Origin of the sequence: Photobacterium rosenbergii (genome assembly GCF_033022775.1) — a bacterium.
Classification (GTDB): domain Bacteria; phylum Pseudomonadota; class Gammaproteobacteria; order Enterobacterales; family Vibrionaceae; genus Photobacterium; species Photobacterium rosenbergii_A.
Genome location: NZ_JAWJZI010000003.1, coordinates 373086 through 389570, shown reverse-complemented (window position 1 = coordinate 389570; position 16485 = coordinate 373086). Strand labels below are relative to the sequence as shown.

13 protein-coding genes are annotated in these 16485 nt (G+C 48.9%); 7 read left to right on the top strand and 6 right to left on the bottom strand.

Annotation, left to right across the window (positions count from 1 at the left end):
• The first annotated feature begins 349 nt into the window (after positions 1-349).
• The 5 genes from ygeW to arcC all read left to right on the top strand — a co-directional run bounded on the left by ygeW (position 350) and on the right by arcC (position 6993).
• Positions 350-1537: a knotted carbamoyltransferase YgeW gene (gene ygeW, locus R2X38_RS09670; RefSeq protein ID WP_317522019.1), complete on the top strand. Its 1188-nt coding sequence runs from the start codon at positions 350-352 to the stop codon at positions 1535-1537.
• A 139-nt stretch (positions 1538-1676) separates the two neighbouring features.
• A complete protein-coding gene (gene dpaL / locus R2X38_RS09665) occupies positions 1677-2879 on the top strand; it encodes a diaminopropionate ammonia-lyase (protein WP_317522018.1) in 1203 nt (400 codons plus the stop codon).
• Between the two features lie 192 nt (positions 2880-3071).
• A complete protein-coding gene (locus tag R2X38_RS09660) occupies positions 3072-4283 on the top strand; it encodes a YgeY family selenium metabolism-linked hydrolase (protein ID WP_044623725.1) in 1212 nt (403 codons plus the stop codon).
• Between the two features lie 273 nt (positions 4284-4556).
• The gene (hydA, locus tag R2X38_RS09655; protein ID WP_317522017.1) at positions 4557-6014 is read left to right on the top strand and encodes a dihydropyrimidinase; all 1458 of its coding nucleotides are present in this window, start codon (positions 4557-4559) and stop codon (positions 6012-6014) included.
• Positions 6015-6075: 61 nt separating this feature from the next.
• Positions 6076-6993 carry a carbamate kinase gene (gene arcC / locus R2X38_RS09650; protein ID WP_187462024.1) on the top strand — a complete coding sequence of 306 codons (918 nt, stop codon included), beginning with the start codon at positions 6076-6078 and terminating at the stop codon, positions 6991-6993.
• 175 nt (positions 6994-7168) lie between these two features.
• Here the strand turns inward: arcC and R2X38_RS09645 are convergent, their stop codons facing one another.
• On the bottom strand, positions 7169-7627 hold the full coding sequence (locus R2X38_RS09645; RefSeq protein ID WP_317522256.1) for a DUF3299 domain-containing protein: 459 nt from the start codon (positions 7625-7627) through the stop codon (positions 7169-7171).
• Positions 7628-7729: 102 nt separating this feature from the next.
• Positions 7730-8548, bottom strand: coding sequence for a DUF4437 domain-containing protein (locus tag R2X38_RS09640; protein ID WP_317522016.1), 819 nt, complete (start codon positions 8546-8548; stop codon positions 7730-7732).
• Positions 8549-8640: 92 nt separating this feature from the next.
• On the opposite strand from R2X38_RS09640, the gene R2X38_RS09635 reads away from it, so the two are divergent.
• Positions 8641-9624 (top strand): LysR family transcriptional regulator, encoded by a 984-nt coding sequence (locus R2X38_RS09635; RefSeq protein ID WP_317522015.1) that lies wholly within the window; start codon positions 8641-8643, stop codon positions 9622-9624.
• An 83-nt stretch (positions 9625-9707) separates the two neighbouring features.
• Here the strand turns inward: R2X38_RS09635 and R2X38_RS09630 are convergent, their stop codons facing one another.
• Positions 9708-9983, bottom strand: coding sequence for a hypothetical protein (locus R2X38_RS09630; RefSeq protein WP_317522014.1), 276 nt, complete (start codon positions 9981-9983; stop codon positions 9708-9710).
• 555 nt (positions 9984-10538) lie between these two features.
• Positions 10539-10766: a hypothetical protein gene (locus tag R2X38_RS09625; RefSeq protein WP_317522013.1), complete on the bottom strand. Its 228-nt coding sequence runs from the start codon at positions 10764-10766 to the stop codon at positions 10539-10541.
• 316 nt (positions 10767-11082) lie between these two features.
• Here R2X38_RS09625 and R2X38_RS09620 point away from each other — a divergent pair, with 316 nt between their 5' ends.
• Complete coding sequence (locus R2X38_RS09620) at positions 11083-12846, top strand: glycerophosphodiester phosphodiesterase family protein (protein WP_317522012.1); 1764 nt, start codon at positions 11083-11085, stop codon at positions 12844-12846.
• A gap of 446 nt (positions 12847-13292) precedes the next feature.
• Here R2X38_RS09620 and R2X38_RS09615 read toward each other — a convergent pair whose 3' ends face one another.
• Both R2X38_RS09615 and R2X38_RS09610 read right to left on the bottom strand, forming a co-directional pair.
• Positions 13293-13511, bottom strand: a complete 219-nt coding sequence (locus R2X38_RS09615) for a dodecin (RefSeq protein ID WP_317522011.1) — start codon at positions 13509-13511, stop codon at positions 13293-13295.
• Positions 13512-13701: 190 nt separating this feature from the next.
• A complete protein-coding gene (locus R2X38_RS09610) occupies positions 13702-16485 on the bottom strand; it encodes a sulfide/dihydroorotate dehydrogenase-like FAD/NAD-binding protein (protein ID WP_317522010.1) in 2784 nt (927 codons plus the stop codon).

Sequence of the window (16485 nt, the reverse complement as noted above, 5' to 3'; positions counted from 1 at the left end):
CTCTATGAATAAACGAGAGCTCTAAATCTTCCGACCCAGTATTCATGCGGCTTTTCAGCGGGTAGCAATAAATATAATTTTCAATATTCAATCTTGGCACAGTTGTTGATTGTACTGAATTAAGTTCCGAAACAATTACTTTTGTTAACCCTTAGTTTAAGCCTGAAGCATTACAAGAACACTGTTTGAACGGACCGTTCTTATAAGCAATCTCAGTGCCTTAAATCAAAAACCAAATGAATGATCGCTGATTGAGCAATGCTGAAGGCTGTCATTACCCATTAAGCGACTGGCCCGTGAAGAAAAGCGCTGCCAGGAACGTATAACAATTGAAACCGGGAAGAAAAACATGAAGAGCATCAACGAACTGATCAAGGAAATTAATGAGCTTAAATCTGAACTGCACGACAAAGACTTTCTGTTGACCTGGGAGCAAACCCCGGAAGAACTTGAGCGTGTATTGAAAACAGCCCAAGCCCTTAAATCAATGCGCCAGGAAAACATTGCGACTAACGTATTCAACAATGGCCTCGGGATCTCCCTGTTCCGTGACAACTCAACCCGTACCCGCTTCTCTTACGCTTCGGCGATCAACATGCTTGGCCTTGCCCAGCAGGACTTGGATGAAGGCAAATCACAAATTGCCCACGGTGAAACGGTGCGTGAAACTGCCAACATGATTTCATTCTGTGCCGATGCTATCGGGATCCGTGATGACATGTACCTGGGCGCAGGTAATGCTTACATGCGTGAAGTCGGTGAAGCGTTGGATGACGGCGTGAAAGAAGGCGTGCTTCCTCACCGTCCTGCACTGGTTAACCTGCAGTGTGATATCGACCACCCGACCCAGTCTATGGCTGACTTGGCATGGTTGGAAGAGCACTTCGGTGGCCTGGACAAGCTGAAAGGCAAGAAAATTGCGATGACATGGGCTTACTCGCCAAGCTACGGCAAGCCATTGTCAGTGCCTCAAGGCATCATCGGCTTGATGACCCGCTTCGGCATGGACGTCACCCTGGCTCACCCAGAAGGCTATGACCTGATCCCTGAGGTTGTCGAAGAAGCGCGTAAGAACGCAGAAGCCTCTGGCGGTAGCTTCACTCAGGTTGCCAGCATGGAAGAAGCATTCAAAGATGCAGACATCGTTTATCCGAAGTCTTGGGCTCCTTACCAAGTGATGGGCCGCCGTACCGAACTGCTACGTGCTAACGACCACGATGGCCTGAAAGCATTGGAAAAAGAATGCCTTGCACAGAATGCCAACCACAAGGACTGGCACTGTACCGAAGAGATGATGAAGCTGACCAAAGGTGGCGAAGCACTTTACATGCACTGCCTACCAGCGGACATCACTGGCGTATCGTGTGAAGAAGGTGAAGTGGAAGAGTCGGTATTTGAGAAATACCGTATCGCGACTTACAAGGAAGCGAGCTGGAAGCCATACATTATTGCGGCAATGATACTAAACCGTAAATACCAGGAGACTGGGCATATTCTGCAAGAGCTACTGGACGATGCGAAGAAGCGCGTTAAATAACCGCTTACGGCATCGAGTCCCTAGTCGATCTATCTGTATCTTTATGCTTGGGCATGCTAGCCCATTAGCGGGGGAGTTATACCCTTGGGTTATTTCAGACCCCCGCCTTTTTCTTTCTCTTATTTTATGAGGTCTGGTCGTGTCTACGTTCACTCTTAAAATGGAGATCGCCGATAACCGCCACTATAACGGTCAGCTATCTCCACTATTTACCGCCGCTGAAGCGGAAAAAGCCCGCTCTTTCCACCAAGCTGTGGAAGGCTACCAGCCGACACCATTACATTCTCTTGACTGCCTGGCCAAAGCAATCGGTGTTGGCAAACTCCTAGTCAAAGATGAAGCTTACCGCTTCGATTTGAATGCATTCAAAATGCTGGGGGGCGCTTATGCGATTGCCCGCCTGCTGTGTGATGAGTTCAAGCTCGATATCAATGCTTTTGATTTCGACAAGCTGAAAAACGACATCACAGAAAAAATGACCTTTGCGACCGCCACCGATGGTAACCACGGCCGTGGTGTAGCATGGGCTGCTAACAAACTCGGCCAGAACGCTGTGGTGTACATGCCAAAAGGCGCGGCTGACGAGCGCGTCAACAACATCCGTGCTTTGGGGGCCGAATGTATTGTCACCGACATGAACTACGACGATACCGTGCGCCTTGCGATCAAAACCGCTGATGAAAACGGTTGGAAAGTGGTGCAGGACACCGCTTGGGAAGGCTACACCGAGATCCCAACCTGGATCATGCAGGGTTATACCACCATGGCAGCAGAAGCTGTCGATCAAATGAAAGAAATGGCAGTTGAACGCCCGACTCACGTGTTCCTACAGGCCGGTGTTGGCGCGATGGCTGGCGGTGTGCTGGGTTACTTGTGTGACCAATACGGCCCTGACAAACTGCACTCCGTGGTTGTCGAGCCTGACCAAGCTGACTGTATCTACCGCTCTGGTATCAGCGAAAAAGGCGAAATGATCAATGTCGATGGCGACCTTGCCACCATCATGGTTGGCCTAGCCTGTGGCGAACCTAACCCAATCGGCTGGCCAGTATTGCGCGATTGCTCCACCCAGTTTGTTTCCTGCCAGGACAGTGTTGCCGCACTAGGTATGCGTGTCCTCGGTAACCCAATGGGTGATGACCCAAGAGTTGTGTCTGGTGAGTCTGGTGCAGTAGGTGCTGGTTTGCTTGCCGCCGTTCATTTCCATCCAGAAAAAGAAAAACTGATGGAAAAAATGGGTCTCAACCAAGACTCAGTGGTACTGCTGATCAATACCGAAGGGGATACCGACCCTGTCCATTACCGCGAAGTGGTGTGGGGCGGTAAACACCAAACTGTTTGACCATATTTTTGACCCATTATTTGGGCTAGTTAGCACAGAGTCTGCGCTAACTAGCACCACTAAATGCTCAGAAATAGATATGAATAAAGAATTTTAAATTTAGTGCCTTGTTGGTGTCATCAATAGGCAGGGTGCCGTGAAAATCGATCATACCGGGTGTGATGACCACCGCCCGGTTCAAGGAGAATTATAATGAACATCCCATTTGCCCAAGTGCTGGAAAAAGCCCAAGACTACAAAGCGGACATGACCCGTTTCCTTCGTGACATGATTGCGATTCCAAGTGAAAGCTGTGACGAAGAAAAAGTGGTACTGCGCATCAAAGAAGAAATGGAAAAAGTCGGTTTTGACAAAGTAGAAATCGACCCAATGGGCAACGTACTGGGCTGGATTGGTCACGGTCCTCATCTGATTGCGATGGATGCACACATCGATACCGTTGGTGTGGGTAACATGGATAACTGGGACTTCGACCCATATGAAGGTATGGAAGATGACGAAGTGATCGGTGGCCGTGGTGCATCGGATCAGGAAGGCGGCATGGCGTCTATGGTTTACGCCGGTAAGATCATCAAAGATCTTGGCCTTGAAGACGAATACACCCTGCTAGTAACCGGTACCGTTCAGGAAGAAGACTGCGACGGTCTGTGCTGGCAGTACATCATCCAGGAAAGCAACATCCGCCCTGAGTTTGTCGTATCGACCGAACCGACTGATTGCCAGATCTACCGTGGCCAACGCGGCCGCATGGAAATCCGTGTTGATGTATCCGGTGTTAGCTGCCACGGCTCAGCGCCTGAGCGTGGTGACAACGCCATCTTCAAAATGGGCCATATCCTAGGCGATATCGAGAAACTGGCTTCTAACCTTGGCGACGACCCATTCCTAGGCAAAGGTACACTGACTGTTTCTGAAGTTTTCTTCACTTCACCAAGTCGCTGTGCCGTTGCCGATAGCTGTGCGGTGTCTATCGACCGTCGTCTGACTTGGGGTGAAACCTGGGAAGGCGCTATCAAGGAAATCGAAGAGCTTGAAGCGGTTAAGAAATTTGGCGGTAAAGTGTCTATGTACAACTATGACCGTCCTGCCTACACCGGCTTGGTTTACCCAACAGAGTGCTACTTCCCTGCATGGAAGATCGATGAAGAGCACGTTGCGACTAAGACTCTGGAAGCCTCTTACGAGCTACTGTTTGACAAGAAACCAACCGTTGATAAGTGGACCTTCTCAACCAATGGCGTATCTATCATGGGCCGCTACGGTATCCCAGTGATCGGCTTCGGTCCTGGTAAAGAGCCAGAAGCACACGCGCCAAACGAGAAGACTTGGAAAGATCACCTAGTCACTTGTGCCGCAATGTACGCTGTTATTCCTCAGATGTACCTGAAAGAGTTGAAGAAGTAATAAAACGTGACGGGTAGGGCACTATGCTCTCTGTGCTCTGCCTGTCCATCCTTTTCCGTCCTGGGGGCGCCGACCGCTCTGCCTAACGTTGGCCACATATCCCCCCCAGGATGGATTTCTTTTTTAGGCAGGTGTGTTCTGTTTCTTTTGTCTGTTAAACCTGAAGCCTCTAAGTTTAAGTTCCTAATCCCAGCGGGCAAACGAAACAGCATCCTTTTTTATACCTTGACGTGATTTGGGTATATGAATTCTTAGGCAGAGAAGGAATAAAGTATGTTTTCCGCGGCGTCGAAAAAAACATCAGAAAACCAAGCGGCGATCCTGACCCAGCCCCGTCCGGGGACAATGTTGATCCGCCAGGGGATAGTGGTTGATCACCTGCAGGCTCAAAAAGCCGATATTCTTATCGTTGACGGCAAGATCGCCGACATTGCCCCAGAAATCCACATCATTCCCAGGCAGTGTGAAATCATCGAGGCGGCGGGACTGTATGTGATGCCGGGCGGTATTGATGTCCATACCCATTTCAATATCGATGTTGGTATCGCGCGCAGTTGCGATGATTTTTTCTCTGGAACCCGCGCAGCAGCTTGTGGCGGTACCACCACGGTTGTAGACCATATGGGCTTTGGTCCGAAAGGGTGCAGCCTTCACCACCAGTTGAATGTCTACCAGCAATACGCCAAGGAAACAGCCGTTATCGACTATAGCTTCCATGGGGTGATCCAGCACGTAAATGACGACATCCTCGCTGAAATGGCCTTGATGGTCGAAGAAGAGGGGATATCCAGCTTCAAGTTGTACCTAACCTACGGTTACAAACTCGATGACGAAGACGTGCTCAAGGCACTGATTCAGCTTAAACAAGTCGGTGCGCTGGCTACCGTGCACCCCGAGAACGATGCTGCCATTGCCTTGCGCCGAACCCAGTTGCTTGAGCAAGGCAAGACCGCACCTAAATACCACGCGGTAAGCCGCCCGCTGGAGTGCGAAGCCGAGGCTATTGCCCGGATGATCAACCTAGCCAAATTGGCCGGTGATGCGCCGCTGTATATTGTCCACCTCTCTAATGGGCTTGGTCTGGATTACACCCGCCTTGCCCGCGATAACCACCAACCTGTGTGGGTGGAAACCTGCCCGCAATATTTGATGTTGGATGATAGCTGCTATGAGCGGGAAGACGCGCTCAAGTTCATTCTAAGCCCACCACTGCGCCCAGCGGTAGAGCGCGAGAAGCTCTGGCTCGGGCTGGTGGATGGCAGTATTGATACAGTGGCTACCGACCATTGTTCGTTCACCTACCACGAGCAAAAGCAGCGCGGTAAAGACAACTTTAGCGCTTGCCCCAACGGGATGCCCGGTGTTGAAACCCGAATGCCGTTGCTGTTCTCTGAAGGTGTGATGAAAGGGCGGCTCAGCCCAAGTCGTTTTGTCGAGCTGACTAGTTACCTGCCAGCCAAGCTATTTGGCTTATATCCGCAAAAAGGTGCTTTGCAGGCCGGATCTGACGCGGACCTGGTGCTGTTTGACCCAGAGCAAGAAGTTTCAATTAAACACGAATTACTACACGACAACGCAGATTACACCCCGTTTGAAGATATCCAAACCCAGGGCTGGCCAGTGTTGACCATCAGCCGAGGGGACGTTGTAGCGTGTAATGGCGAATTTACGGGGAAAGCTGGGAATGGCCGCTTTATTCGCCGCAAACCGTTCGATGCCAGTGTGCTGTAAGCCGTATCGGACGGGTAGGGGTGATAGCCCCAAAACAACAAGGATAATTCAAGGAGTAGTTATGAACACCCCAACCAAGAAGAGTACTGCTGTCGTCGCCTTAGGGGGAAATGCACTGTTGCGTCGTGGCGATGCGCCAAGTTTCACCAACCAGCTTGCCAATATCAAGATTGCTGCCAAAGCGATCGCTGAGATTGCCAAGGAATACCAAGTGGCGATTGTCCATGGCAATGGGCCGCAGGTCGGTTTGCTAGCCCTTCAGAACTTAGCTTATGACAAGGTTCAGCCATACCCGCTCGATGTGTTGGGCGCTGAAAGTGAAGGTATGATTGGCTATATGCTGGCCCAGGAGCTGCAAAACCTGATGCCGGATACAGAAGTCTCTAGTTTGCTGACCCGTATCGAAGTTGATCCGAACGATCCGAGTATGCTTGACCCAACCAAGTTCGTTGGCCCGGTTTACAACGAAGAAGAAGCTGGCATCTTGGCAGAAGCCAACAACTGGACCATGAAGCGCGATGGCGAGTTTGTCCGCCGCGTTGTGCCATCGCCAAAACCGCTGAACATAATTGACAAGAAATCTATCGAGACCCTGCTGGGCGCCGGTGAAATCGTGATCTGCTGTGGCGGCGGCGGGATCCCTGTGCGCAAAACCGACTACGGTTATACCGGGGTAGAAGGGGTGATCGACAAAGACCTGGCTGCGACCTTGCTCGCCAAGCAGCTTAACGCTGACAAGCTGCTGATCTTGACCGATGCCGATGCGGTCTACCTAGATTGGGGCACTGAAAACCAGCGTGCTCTTCGTGCCGCAACCCCAGCGCAATTGAGTGAATACCAGTTCCCAGCTGGCTCAATGGGGCCGAAAGTGGAAGCCGCCGCTGACTTTGCCCAGTTTGGTGGCAGGGCCTACATCGGCGCCTTGGAAGAAGGGCTGGATGTATTGGCTGAAAAAGCCGGGACATGCGTTAGCGCCTAGCTATGAGCTACGTTAATGCGAATTGATTAATCCGATTAATAAAAACAGCAACCCAGTCATTGGGTTGCTGTTTTCCTTATCAACTTTGTTGATAGTGGGCTACTAACTTCATAATTCAACCTTTTACACAGAAAGATTCTGATCTGTGTCAGTTGGGGGAAGACGGTACTCCCCCTTACGCTTTGTCGTAGCTTTCTAGCACTGCACCTGAAATTGTATAGCCTGATTCTACACCGATAGATTCAGTAACTAACGACTCCGTCTTGAGCGTTCCTGTAATATAAACGATATCCCACAGTTCTTTCGTGGGGGCCCCTTGCTCAAACTTTACATGAATAATTTGGTTTGGCGGTGGTGGTGGGACGTGAATACACGCACCATAGAATGGCACCAACAAAAACTCGGTTATCGTATCTGCGTCTCCTTCCAACGGGATAACAAATCCCGGAATTTTGACGTTGTTACCATTGAGCTCAGGACGGGTATTACCAATTAACAGTTGGTCAGCTTGGCCACTATTATGATCTAGCATCTGTGCATGAGCCTGCACTGCTCTCTCTCGTTCCGATTCAGGAACTAGGTCATGCCACTGAAGTTCAACAGCGGTTCTATCAAACTCAGTACTTTTTGACATTGCAAAAGGTACTACCGCAACCAACACCAGTGCGACTAATATGTTTAGGGGTTTCATCGTCAATTACCGCTTTGTTTATCTAAAGGTAATGGGCTTAGCGATTTAATTCACTTGGTATTTCGCATTAGTACGAATATAAATAGTGACATCGCTCTCGCTCTTGTTTTCAATTTCATGCGTGAAATTGCCTTGAGATTCAAAATAACTGCCTGCATTGAGAGAAATATTCTCTTGTTCGGCTGACTGATAACCCACCTCACCGCTAATCACTACAGCACGAAATTCACTGGCATCTGTTTTAAATTCCCCCTTGTAACCCACAGGTAGTTTCACCATCGAGCCACCCATGTCCGATGTGCTGCCCCAAACATAAGTGGACTGTACTCCATCAGCATTAATATCAACTAAGTCACTGTTATCGAGCCAGACGATATTGTCATTGTGCAAGTTTAATGGACGTTCACCATTGTCAAAACGCTCTTCAGACGGACGAACAAGGTAAGGACCTGCATCAATTTCAAGATAAATAAGGTTATTTTCACCATTTGCTGCTGTTGTATGATCTTCCCCTGCAGGCTGTGTCCAAAATGAGCCGGTTGGCATCCACATTTTCTCTGCTGTTGGATCATCGTTGTGCATCAAACCGTCAATCACAATGCCACGATAGGTGATATTATGAATGTGCGGGGGAGACTCAAACCCCTTGTTAAAACGAACCAACATGCCGGTAGCGGTGTCAGTTGTGCGATCACCCCACAGGTCAGCAGCACCAGGGCTCAAAACACCACGCAGTGGGTTTAAGTAGCCCCATTCAATGTCGTCGGCAGCGACCACTTTTGATACGTCGTCAGCTGCATAAATTGAAGTTGAAAGTAGTGTTGCCGCTAGTGTGAAAGCTGTTTTTTTAAATACGTTTGTCATGATATTTCTCCATCAGTTCAGCTTGATAGGGATTTTATGACCTACTATTAATTCGATAAACGGGCAAATGTTTAAAACAATTTCGTTAAAACGTGGATAATCGGCAGATATTTAACAAAATTATGAAAATAGAAGATTTACAAGTCCTACTCAAAGTGGCCGAGCTCCAATCGATTACAGCAGCGGCTAACCAACTCGATATTAGCTCTTCAGCGGCAAGTGTTGCGGTTAAGCGTATTGAGCAGGCGCTTGGCGCACAAATATTTGTCCGTACAACACGACAGTTGCGCCTTACTCCTGAAGCAGAACGCTACCTTCCCCTTTGCCAGCAAGCACTCGATCTTCTCCAGCAAGGTCAAAATCTTATTCATGAAGAGCAACAAACCATTGGGGGGGAATTAAGGATCGCCGTATCTTCTGAAATGGGCCGGAACCTGATGAAAGACTTGTTAAATAAAGTAATGGAAACGCATCCATTATTAACGCTGCGCCTTCACGCTAGCGACAGTCGCACTGACTTCTATCGTGATGGCGTTGACGTTGCCCTACGAGCAATGACAAAAGGGGCTGTGCAAGAATCTAATCTATACGGCTTTAAAATTTGCAATATTCCCCATGTCATTTGTGCATCATCATACTATTTGGAGCAACATGGTGAGCCAAGAACGCCTGCTGAATTACCACAGCATAACGCCCTACTTTATAAACTCTACGAAGTCGTACATGACACTTGGGAAGTGTATGAATCTGAACGCCAATACAAAATCAAGCTCACCAGTAACCGAGCTGCCAATGACGGAGATATTGTACGACGTTGGTGTATAGATGGTGTTGGGATCGCAAAAAAATCAGCAATTGATGTGGGGGATGACCTACTCAACGGGCGATTACAGCGAATCCTGACGGGTTACCACATTCCAAACACTGAAATGTGGTTGATGCTCCCTAGCAGGCAATTGATTTCACCTGCGGTACGTCTGATTCGTGACGAGCTCAAAGTTGTGATTAGCACACTCAGACAAAGGCTCATTGATGAAAAGCTGCTTACTGAGCAAGAATGGCCAATTGATGACTAGCCTATCAAAGCGTTAAGGAATGGGGAATAAGATCATAACGCAAAAGGGCCGGTGCTTTCTCACCAGCCCTTTCTGACCCTTTCTTAATCGATGGTGCTCAAGTGATACTCAAATACAGACTGGCTGCTGTCGTTTACAGTACCATTGATTTTATGGCCAGCCGGCATATTCGCTTCTCCTGAGTTATGCAATTGCACATCCATTACGCTCATTGAACCTAAGTTTGATTTTTCTAGTTGAATCGTTGCTAGCGAATCACGCTCACCTACAGTGGATAGGTGGTAATCAAGCACGCTGTTAGCCAAGACTGGTGAAGACAGAAACAAAGCGCTGATGATGACGAAAGCTGTTTTTTTCATAATTGACCTCTATGTATACTATCAGTGGTCTCGATCGTATCTGTTGTTCGATCCCCCCAAATATCGGCTACGCCTGGACTTAATACACCATGAAGTGAGTTCAAGTCCCCCCACTCAATATCGTTTGTCACGACAACTTTTGAAGAGCCTTCAGCAGCAAAGATTGAAGGGGCAATGAGTGTTGTTATTAATGCTAAAGTTGATCTTTTCATTAAAACTTTCATATTGATTTATCGGTTATATATGCTTAGTGATTAGTTTAAGAAGTATGCTTAACTCGATAAATGGGCAAATTATCAATACACTTTCGTTAAAACAGGGATAATAGTGCTCAAATGACGATGTCATCGGAGATGGGGTGCATACAGTAATGTGCATGCAAATTAGCAGTGTTCTATTACCAAATCTATGAGTGCTAAAACATTTCGGGGCAGCTTCGAGTTTGTAGCTCTGTTTGATTGAATGCCGAGCATCGGACAGCGCTGTGCTAGCCACAATTGAACCCGCAGCATGTCAGTTTAAAAACTCGAAGGAAATGGACTGGTGTCGCTATTGCTAGGTGAGGTTGTCGTTAATCGTCTTTTTACCGCATTGTTCGCAAATACTATGGCGTGAAAAGTCATCCATAGTGGCTTCAAACGCGCCAACAGCAACACTTTTAATAAAGCCTTTCAAAAAATCCTTAAATTGGTTCTTCTCAGGCTCATCACGAACCAAAACAACAATATGCTTAGTTTCCATTGCACATTTGGAACAGTAGTGAACTTCTTCATTTGTCAGCATAAAATATCTCGATGCGATTAGTTTCTGTAGGCTAACGTTACCTTAAACGCTTTCCTGCTGCTTTGAACCGTTACACATTTCAAAGCAAAATTATGCAGCAATGCAATTCGCTATTTCTTTGAAGTAGGAATTAACCAACTGTACCCTGGCTTTCCAGCACTTAGCTTCGATGAGCTTCCAAGCAGCTCTGGTGTTATCATACCTTCAGAACTAAATAACAAATTTGGCGAAATAACCCTTGATTAGCGCAATTTTCCATCGCAGTCGGCACATTCTTTATTTCATTTGGCACCGTTTAACAACCAGCGGCTTGCAGATGCTGACTAGTTTCCTTTTTGTGCGATGTGCACTGCTGACCTTGTTTGTGCCTCTCGACATTTGGGTCAGCTCCAAGCTGATGGCGTTTCACGGCGTGAGTGCGATTGCCAACCAGGAGCTGTTGGCTTTCTTTCTCTCTCCCGCCGGCTTCTTACTTAGTTTATGGTTTATAACGCAGCTAAGCTTTGCCTTTTTTGTCGAACACTCAACCATTAGCATCTTGTTGGCTCAGCATGACTTGGGCAAGCGCTCAATATTGGACACGTTCGGGTTGATCCTACAGCGCAGTTTCCGGGTGGCGAAGGTTTTGCTCGCCCAGTCATTAGGGATCAGCTTACTGCTTTCTACCTTGGTGTGGTGCGGACGCTGGATCTACGGTCTTATGCTCAATGACTGGGATATCAACTATTATCTCAGCCACCAGATGAGCTCACTGTGGCTTGCGGTTGGCTTATTGGTTTTGCTCACCTTGCCTATTGTATTGCTGGTGCTTCGCTATTGGGCAAGCTGGTGGCTCGCATTACCGCTCAGCCTGTTTCAAAACTGCTCCCAGTGGAAGCTGTTCAAGCAAGCCCAGCGCCTAAGCCAGGGGATTTACCTGCATATCTTACTGGGCCATATCGCATGGTTGCTTGGCCGGGTAGTGATCATTGCGATTATCGCCAAGGGTATTTTGTTTGTACTTGAGCCGATTCTTCACTGGGCGACTTATGATCCTGAGCGCTATCCGTGGATTATGGTCGCAACGGTTATTTTGATTGGAGTAGGATTCCTGCTGAGCTTTATCGACAGGTTTATCTACGCAAGCTGCCAATACTACGTATTACGGCTTCAGACCAAGCGCCTTAAGCTCGTCAATGAAGAAGAGCGTTTCGCCGGGCTGATGCAAAGCACACAGCGCCGTATTTTGCTGCGAAGTCTGATGGTGCTGCTGATAGTGTTTGCGTCGGTTAACGGCTATTCGGATGTGCGCCATTTCGTTGGCCACCTACAAACCAATACCTCGGGCTATGTAACCGCTCACCGCGGTGGTGGTTTTGCACACCCAGAAAATAGCGAAGCAGGTATTCAGTATGCTATTTCATTGGGGATCGAAAGCTCGGAAATTGATGTGCAGATAACCAAAGATGGGCAAGTGGTGGTGTTCCATGACCGTGATTTGGGCCGTATGTTGGGCTCGCACTTGGTGGTGGAAAACGCCAGCTATGCTGAGATTGTCGCGGCCTACGAGCAACAGAATCGTATCCCGCCACCGCTGTTAACCAGCTTATTGGATGATTATGCTGACGATATTGAATTTAATATTGAATTGAAGCGTTACAACCGTAGTTTTGATCTTGCACTGGCAATGGCGGAGCTGTTGCCGAATTACCGGCAAGCCATGATTGTATCGAGCCTGGATACAGAATTACTGGCAAGGCTGATGGACAAGATGGAAGCTACGCGGCCTGAGCACCTGCGTTATGCACTTATCTATGCGGCCAGTGTTGGCCAATCGGATCTAGAACGCGACGTCGATATGCTGATGGTGAGTGACCAATGGCTTGATGCGTGGCGGATCATCGAAATTCAGCAGCGCGAGCAAGAAGTCTTAGCATGGACCATTAACAATGCAGAATCCATGCAGCGCCTATTCTTGCTCGGTGTCGATGGCATCATTACCGATGAGCCACAGCTGGCGTTGGAAACCAAGGAAAGCATTGAGGGGATGGACTTCTCAGAGCGGGCGCTCCGTACCTTGAGGCATTGGTTACTTTTTTGACTTAGGGGTCTTAGACAATAGAAGGGTTTTGGCCAAGAGTTGTTTTAGCAAAGAATCACTTCAACAAAGAACTGCTGCGTTTTTAAAAAAAGGGGCGCAAACATATTAATGCCCCAACTGTTCAATGTAGTAACAGAAACTGATGTCTCAATGAGGCTAGAGTTTGCCTTGATAATTGCCTAGTAATACCTGCTAGGTATTAAAAAAAGGGGAGTTAACCTCCCCAGACAGTCGCTTATCTAAAGTAGGTGATAAACACAATTAGCAATCATTGATTTGGATTTAACAATCAACTTTCGACACGGATAATGTTACGAAAAGGGTGGGTAGGCAAGAGCCGCGGTGAGGATTTGATATATCTTTTATGGGATTTTATATTTTTACAAATCCCATAAAAGTCATGATATTCATGGCCTTAATTTCGTTGTTGGCTAATGGTTTCCTACTTACTCTTCTAGGGTGAAACCTATTTTTAATGTCACTTGCCAATGGGCCACTTTCCCATCTTCAATATGGCCACGGGTTTCAACGACCTCAAACCAGCGCATATTTTTAATAGTTTCATTAGCACGGGCAATGGCGTTGTTGATGGCATCTTCAATCCCATCGGGTGATGATCCAACCAGCTCCATTTTCTTGTATGTATGATGATTTGAGCCACTCATAATAGTCTCCTGATACTTATCCAGATTGGTATCAATGTGGATTAAGTGTAGTTGGTTTTATTGCTTACTCTTGTTCTACTTTTGAAGAGCTTATTTTGGAGTGGCGTGGCGAGTCGGCAAAGAAAAGGCCCTACTCAAAAGTGGGGCCTTTGGGTATTAGCGAGCTACTGGAACTTACTCTGCTATTAATTTACTCTTCTATCAGCTTATGCGCTATCTGGCTCTGGCGCTCTTGCGGTTTAAACTGGTTAAACCTTGGCAGGAACTTATCCCAATCGATGACATGGCTGTTGATTTCCGGGCCATCGATACAGGCGTGTTTACGCACCAGTTTGCCGTCTTCCATCACAGGCACCATACACGCACCGCACATGCCGGTGGCATCCACCATGATGGAGTTGAGGCTGGCCACACAAGGGACTTGATAACCCAGAGTCTGATCGCTCACTGCGCGCATCATCATAGGCGGACCTATGGTGATGACTTCTGCAATTGTCTGATCAGAATCAGGACTATTGGCTTCCCTATGCTGTACCAAGCGATCTTCCAGCGGGTTAGTCACGAAGCCTTCGATGCCGAATGTACCGTCATTACTGGCGTAAACCACTTCCAGCAGTTCAGGGTAGGCAGCCCGAAGGTTCTCGACTTTGTCGCCTTCTTCCGTCCAGAAGCTATGGGTTTTGCTTCTGAAGCCGGAGATCAAGGTGACCTTATTACCGATTTCCAGATGGGCACGCATGATAGGGTGCACAGCAGGCAGGCCCACACCGCCAGCAGTGAAGATGACACTCTGGTTGTCAGGGTGTTTCACTACATGGCTTGCCTGTCCCAATGGGCCGGCAATAGCCTCGAAGCAGTCACCTTCTTGCATTTGGTTGATCAGCTTGGAGCTGGTACCCAGACCCTGGATCACCAGCTCGATAGTGCCGGCTTCGGCGTCCCAATCGGCCAGAGTTAACGGGATCAACTCACCTTTTTCATCCGCCAGTACCCTGACAAACTGGCCTGCCTTGGCTGAGCGGGCAATCAGTGGAGAGGTAATGGTGAATTCGACAATTTCTTCGGTTAATTGACGACGTTTGACGATTTTGGCTGGGGTTTGGCCTAGTCCTGTATAGTGACAAGCTTGTGCGACGAGCCCTTCGACTTCCTTGGCGTTGAAATTGACCGCGTTTAAATCAATCTGCCCCATGATTTCCCTTGCCGCTGCCTGACCGTCACCCGCAGCCTTGATCGCAGTAGAGCCACCACGGGTAGCATCACCGCCACTGTATACGCCGCTGAGTGAAGTCTCTTGCGAGCCTTTATTGAGCAGAAGCGTACCCCATTTGGAGGTGTTCAAGTCAGGGTTGGCGTCTTTGACGATCGGGTTAGAGCTGTTACCCAAGGCCATAATGGCAAAGTCGACCTTCATCAGCTCAAACTCACCGGTAGACTGTGGACGTCTACGGCCAGAAGCATCAGGCTCGCCCAGCGCCATTACATCAAGCTTGGCACTGGCCAGAACATGGTTTTTGTCACCGTTGAACTCGCAAGGCGAGCGGAGCTCCTTAAGCTGGATTCCTTCTTCGAGCGCATGGTGAAGCTCTTCGACACGGGCTGGCATTTCCTGCTGGGTACGGCGGTAGACAATGGTGACGTTGGCACCCAAACGGCAGGCCGTTCTGGCAGCATCCATCGCAGTGTTACCACCGCCGATGATCATCACTTCCTTGCCTTCCATATCCGGCATTGGCGTTTCGTAGTCAGGCTCATTGGCGTGCATCAGATTGACACGGGTCAGGAATTCATTGGCCGACATGATGTTCAGCAAATGCTCACCCGGTACATTCATAAAGCGCGGCAAGCCCGCACCAGTACCGACAAAAATGCGCGTGAAGCCAGCGCGCTTAAGGTCTTCAAGCGTTGCCGTTTTACCGACGATGTAGTTGGTGACAAAGCGGCCGCCGAGCGCTTTGATTTTTTCGACCACATCGTCAACCAACTGGTTAGGCAAACGGAACTCAGGGATACCGTATCTCAGTACCCCGCCCAAGACATGGAATGCCTCGAACACTGTGACCGGATAGCCTTCTTTGGCAAGCAAATAGGCATTGATTAGCCCCGAAGGTCCAGAGCCGACAATCGCCACTGGTGGCTTGGTCGCCGCAACCCAAGGATTGATATCAGCCGGTTTTGGTGGCTTACCGTTGGAAAGTTCGCGCTCACGCTGGGGCAGGAACCACTCCAACTGGCCGATTTCGATTGGCCTGTCGTTGTGGGTACACACCCCCTGGCATTGCAACTCTTGGGGACAAACCCGGCCGGTAACATTCGGCAGTGGGTTGGCATCGCGGATCAGCTCGAAAGCGTCTCTGAAGCGGCCTTCACCCATCAGGTTGAGTACCTGTGGAATGTGGATCTTGACCGGGCAGCCGCCGTCGTTTTCTTCAGCGGGGTTGCCGTCGCGATCGCATTTCGGTACGCCGATTTCACACGGGCGGTCTTCACACTGTTTGTCTCGGATCACTTCCAGCCAGACGAACATCTCGACTTCACGCAGGCTGTAGCCCAGCCCCATGTAACCGAGGTAGCCCTGGCTAACCAAGTCAAAGTCCTTGCGGCGCTCCTCGGCAGGGCGCACGTAAGGCGGTATGTTGTTGCTGCCGGGCCATCCAACAGACAGCCCTTTGAACATCGGGTAGCGTTCAGACATATGGGTATCCAGCGCCTGCACAAAAGCACGCTTTTGCTTGAGCGGAATACGCCATAAGTAACGCTGAAGGGCGACACTGAGCTCGTTGTCAGCGAGCAATAGCTGCCAAAGCTTTTCGGTAAACTCAGCAGACAGCTTGCCTTGCTTGAGCGTGTCGCGGATAAGCTGCATGCTCTCCTCGATCACCATCTGCTGGAAGCGCTGTGGGTTTTGCTCCATGCGCTTTAGCATCAGCTCCCGTTGAGCTTGCGAGATTGGACGGGAAATTACATCACTCAT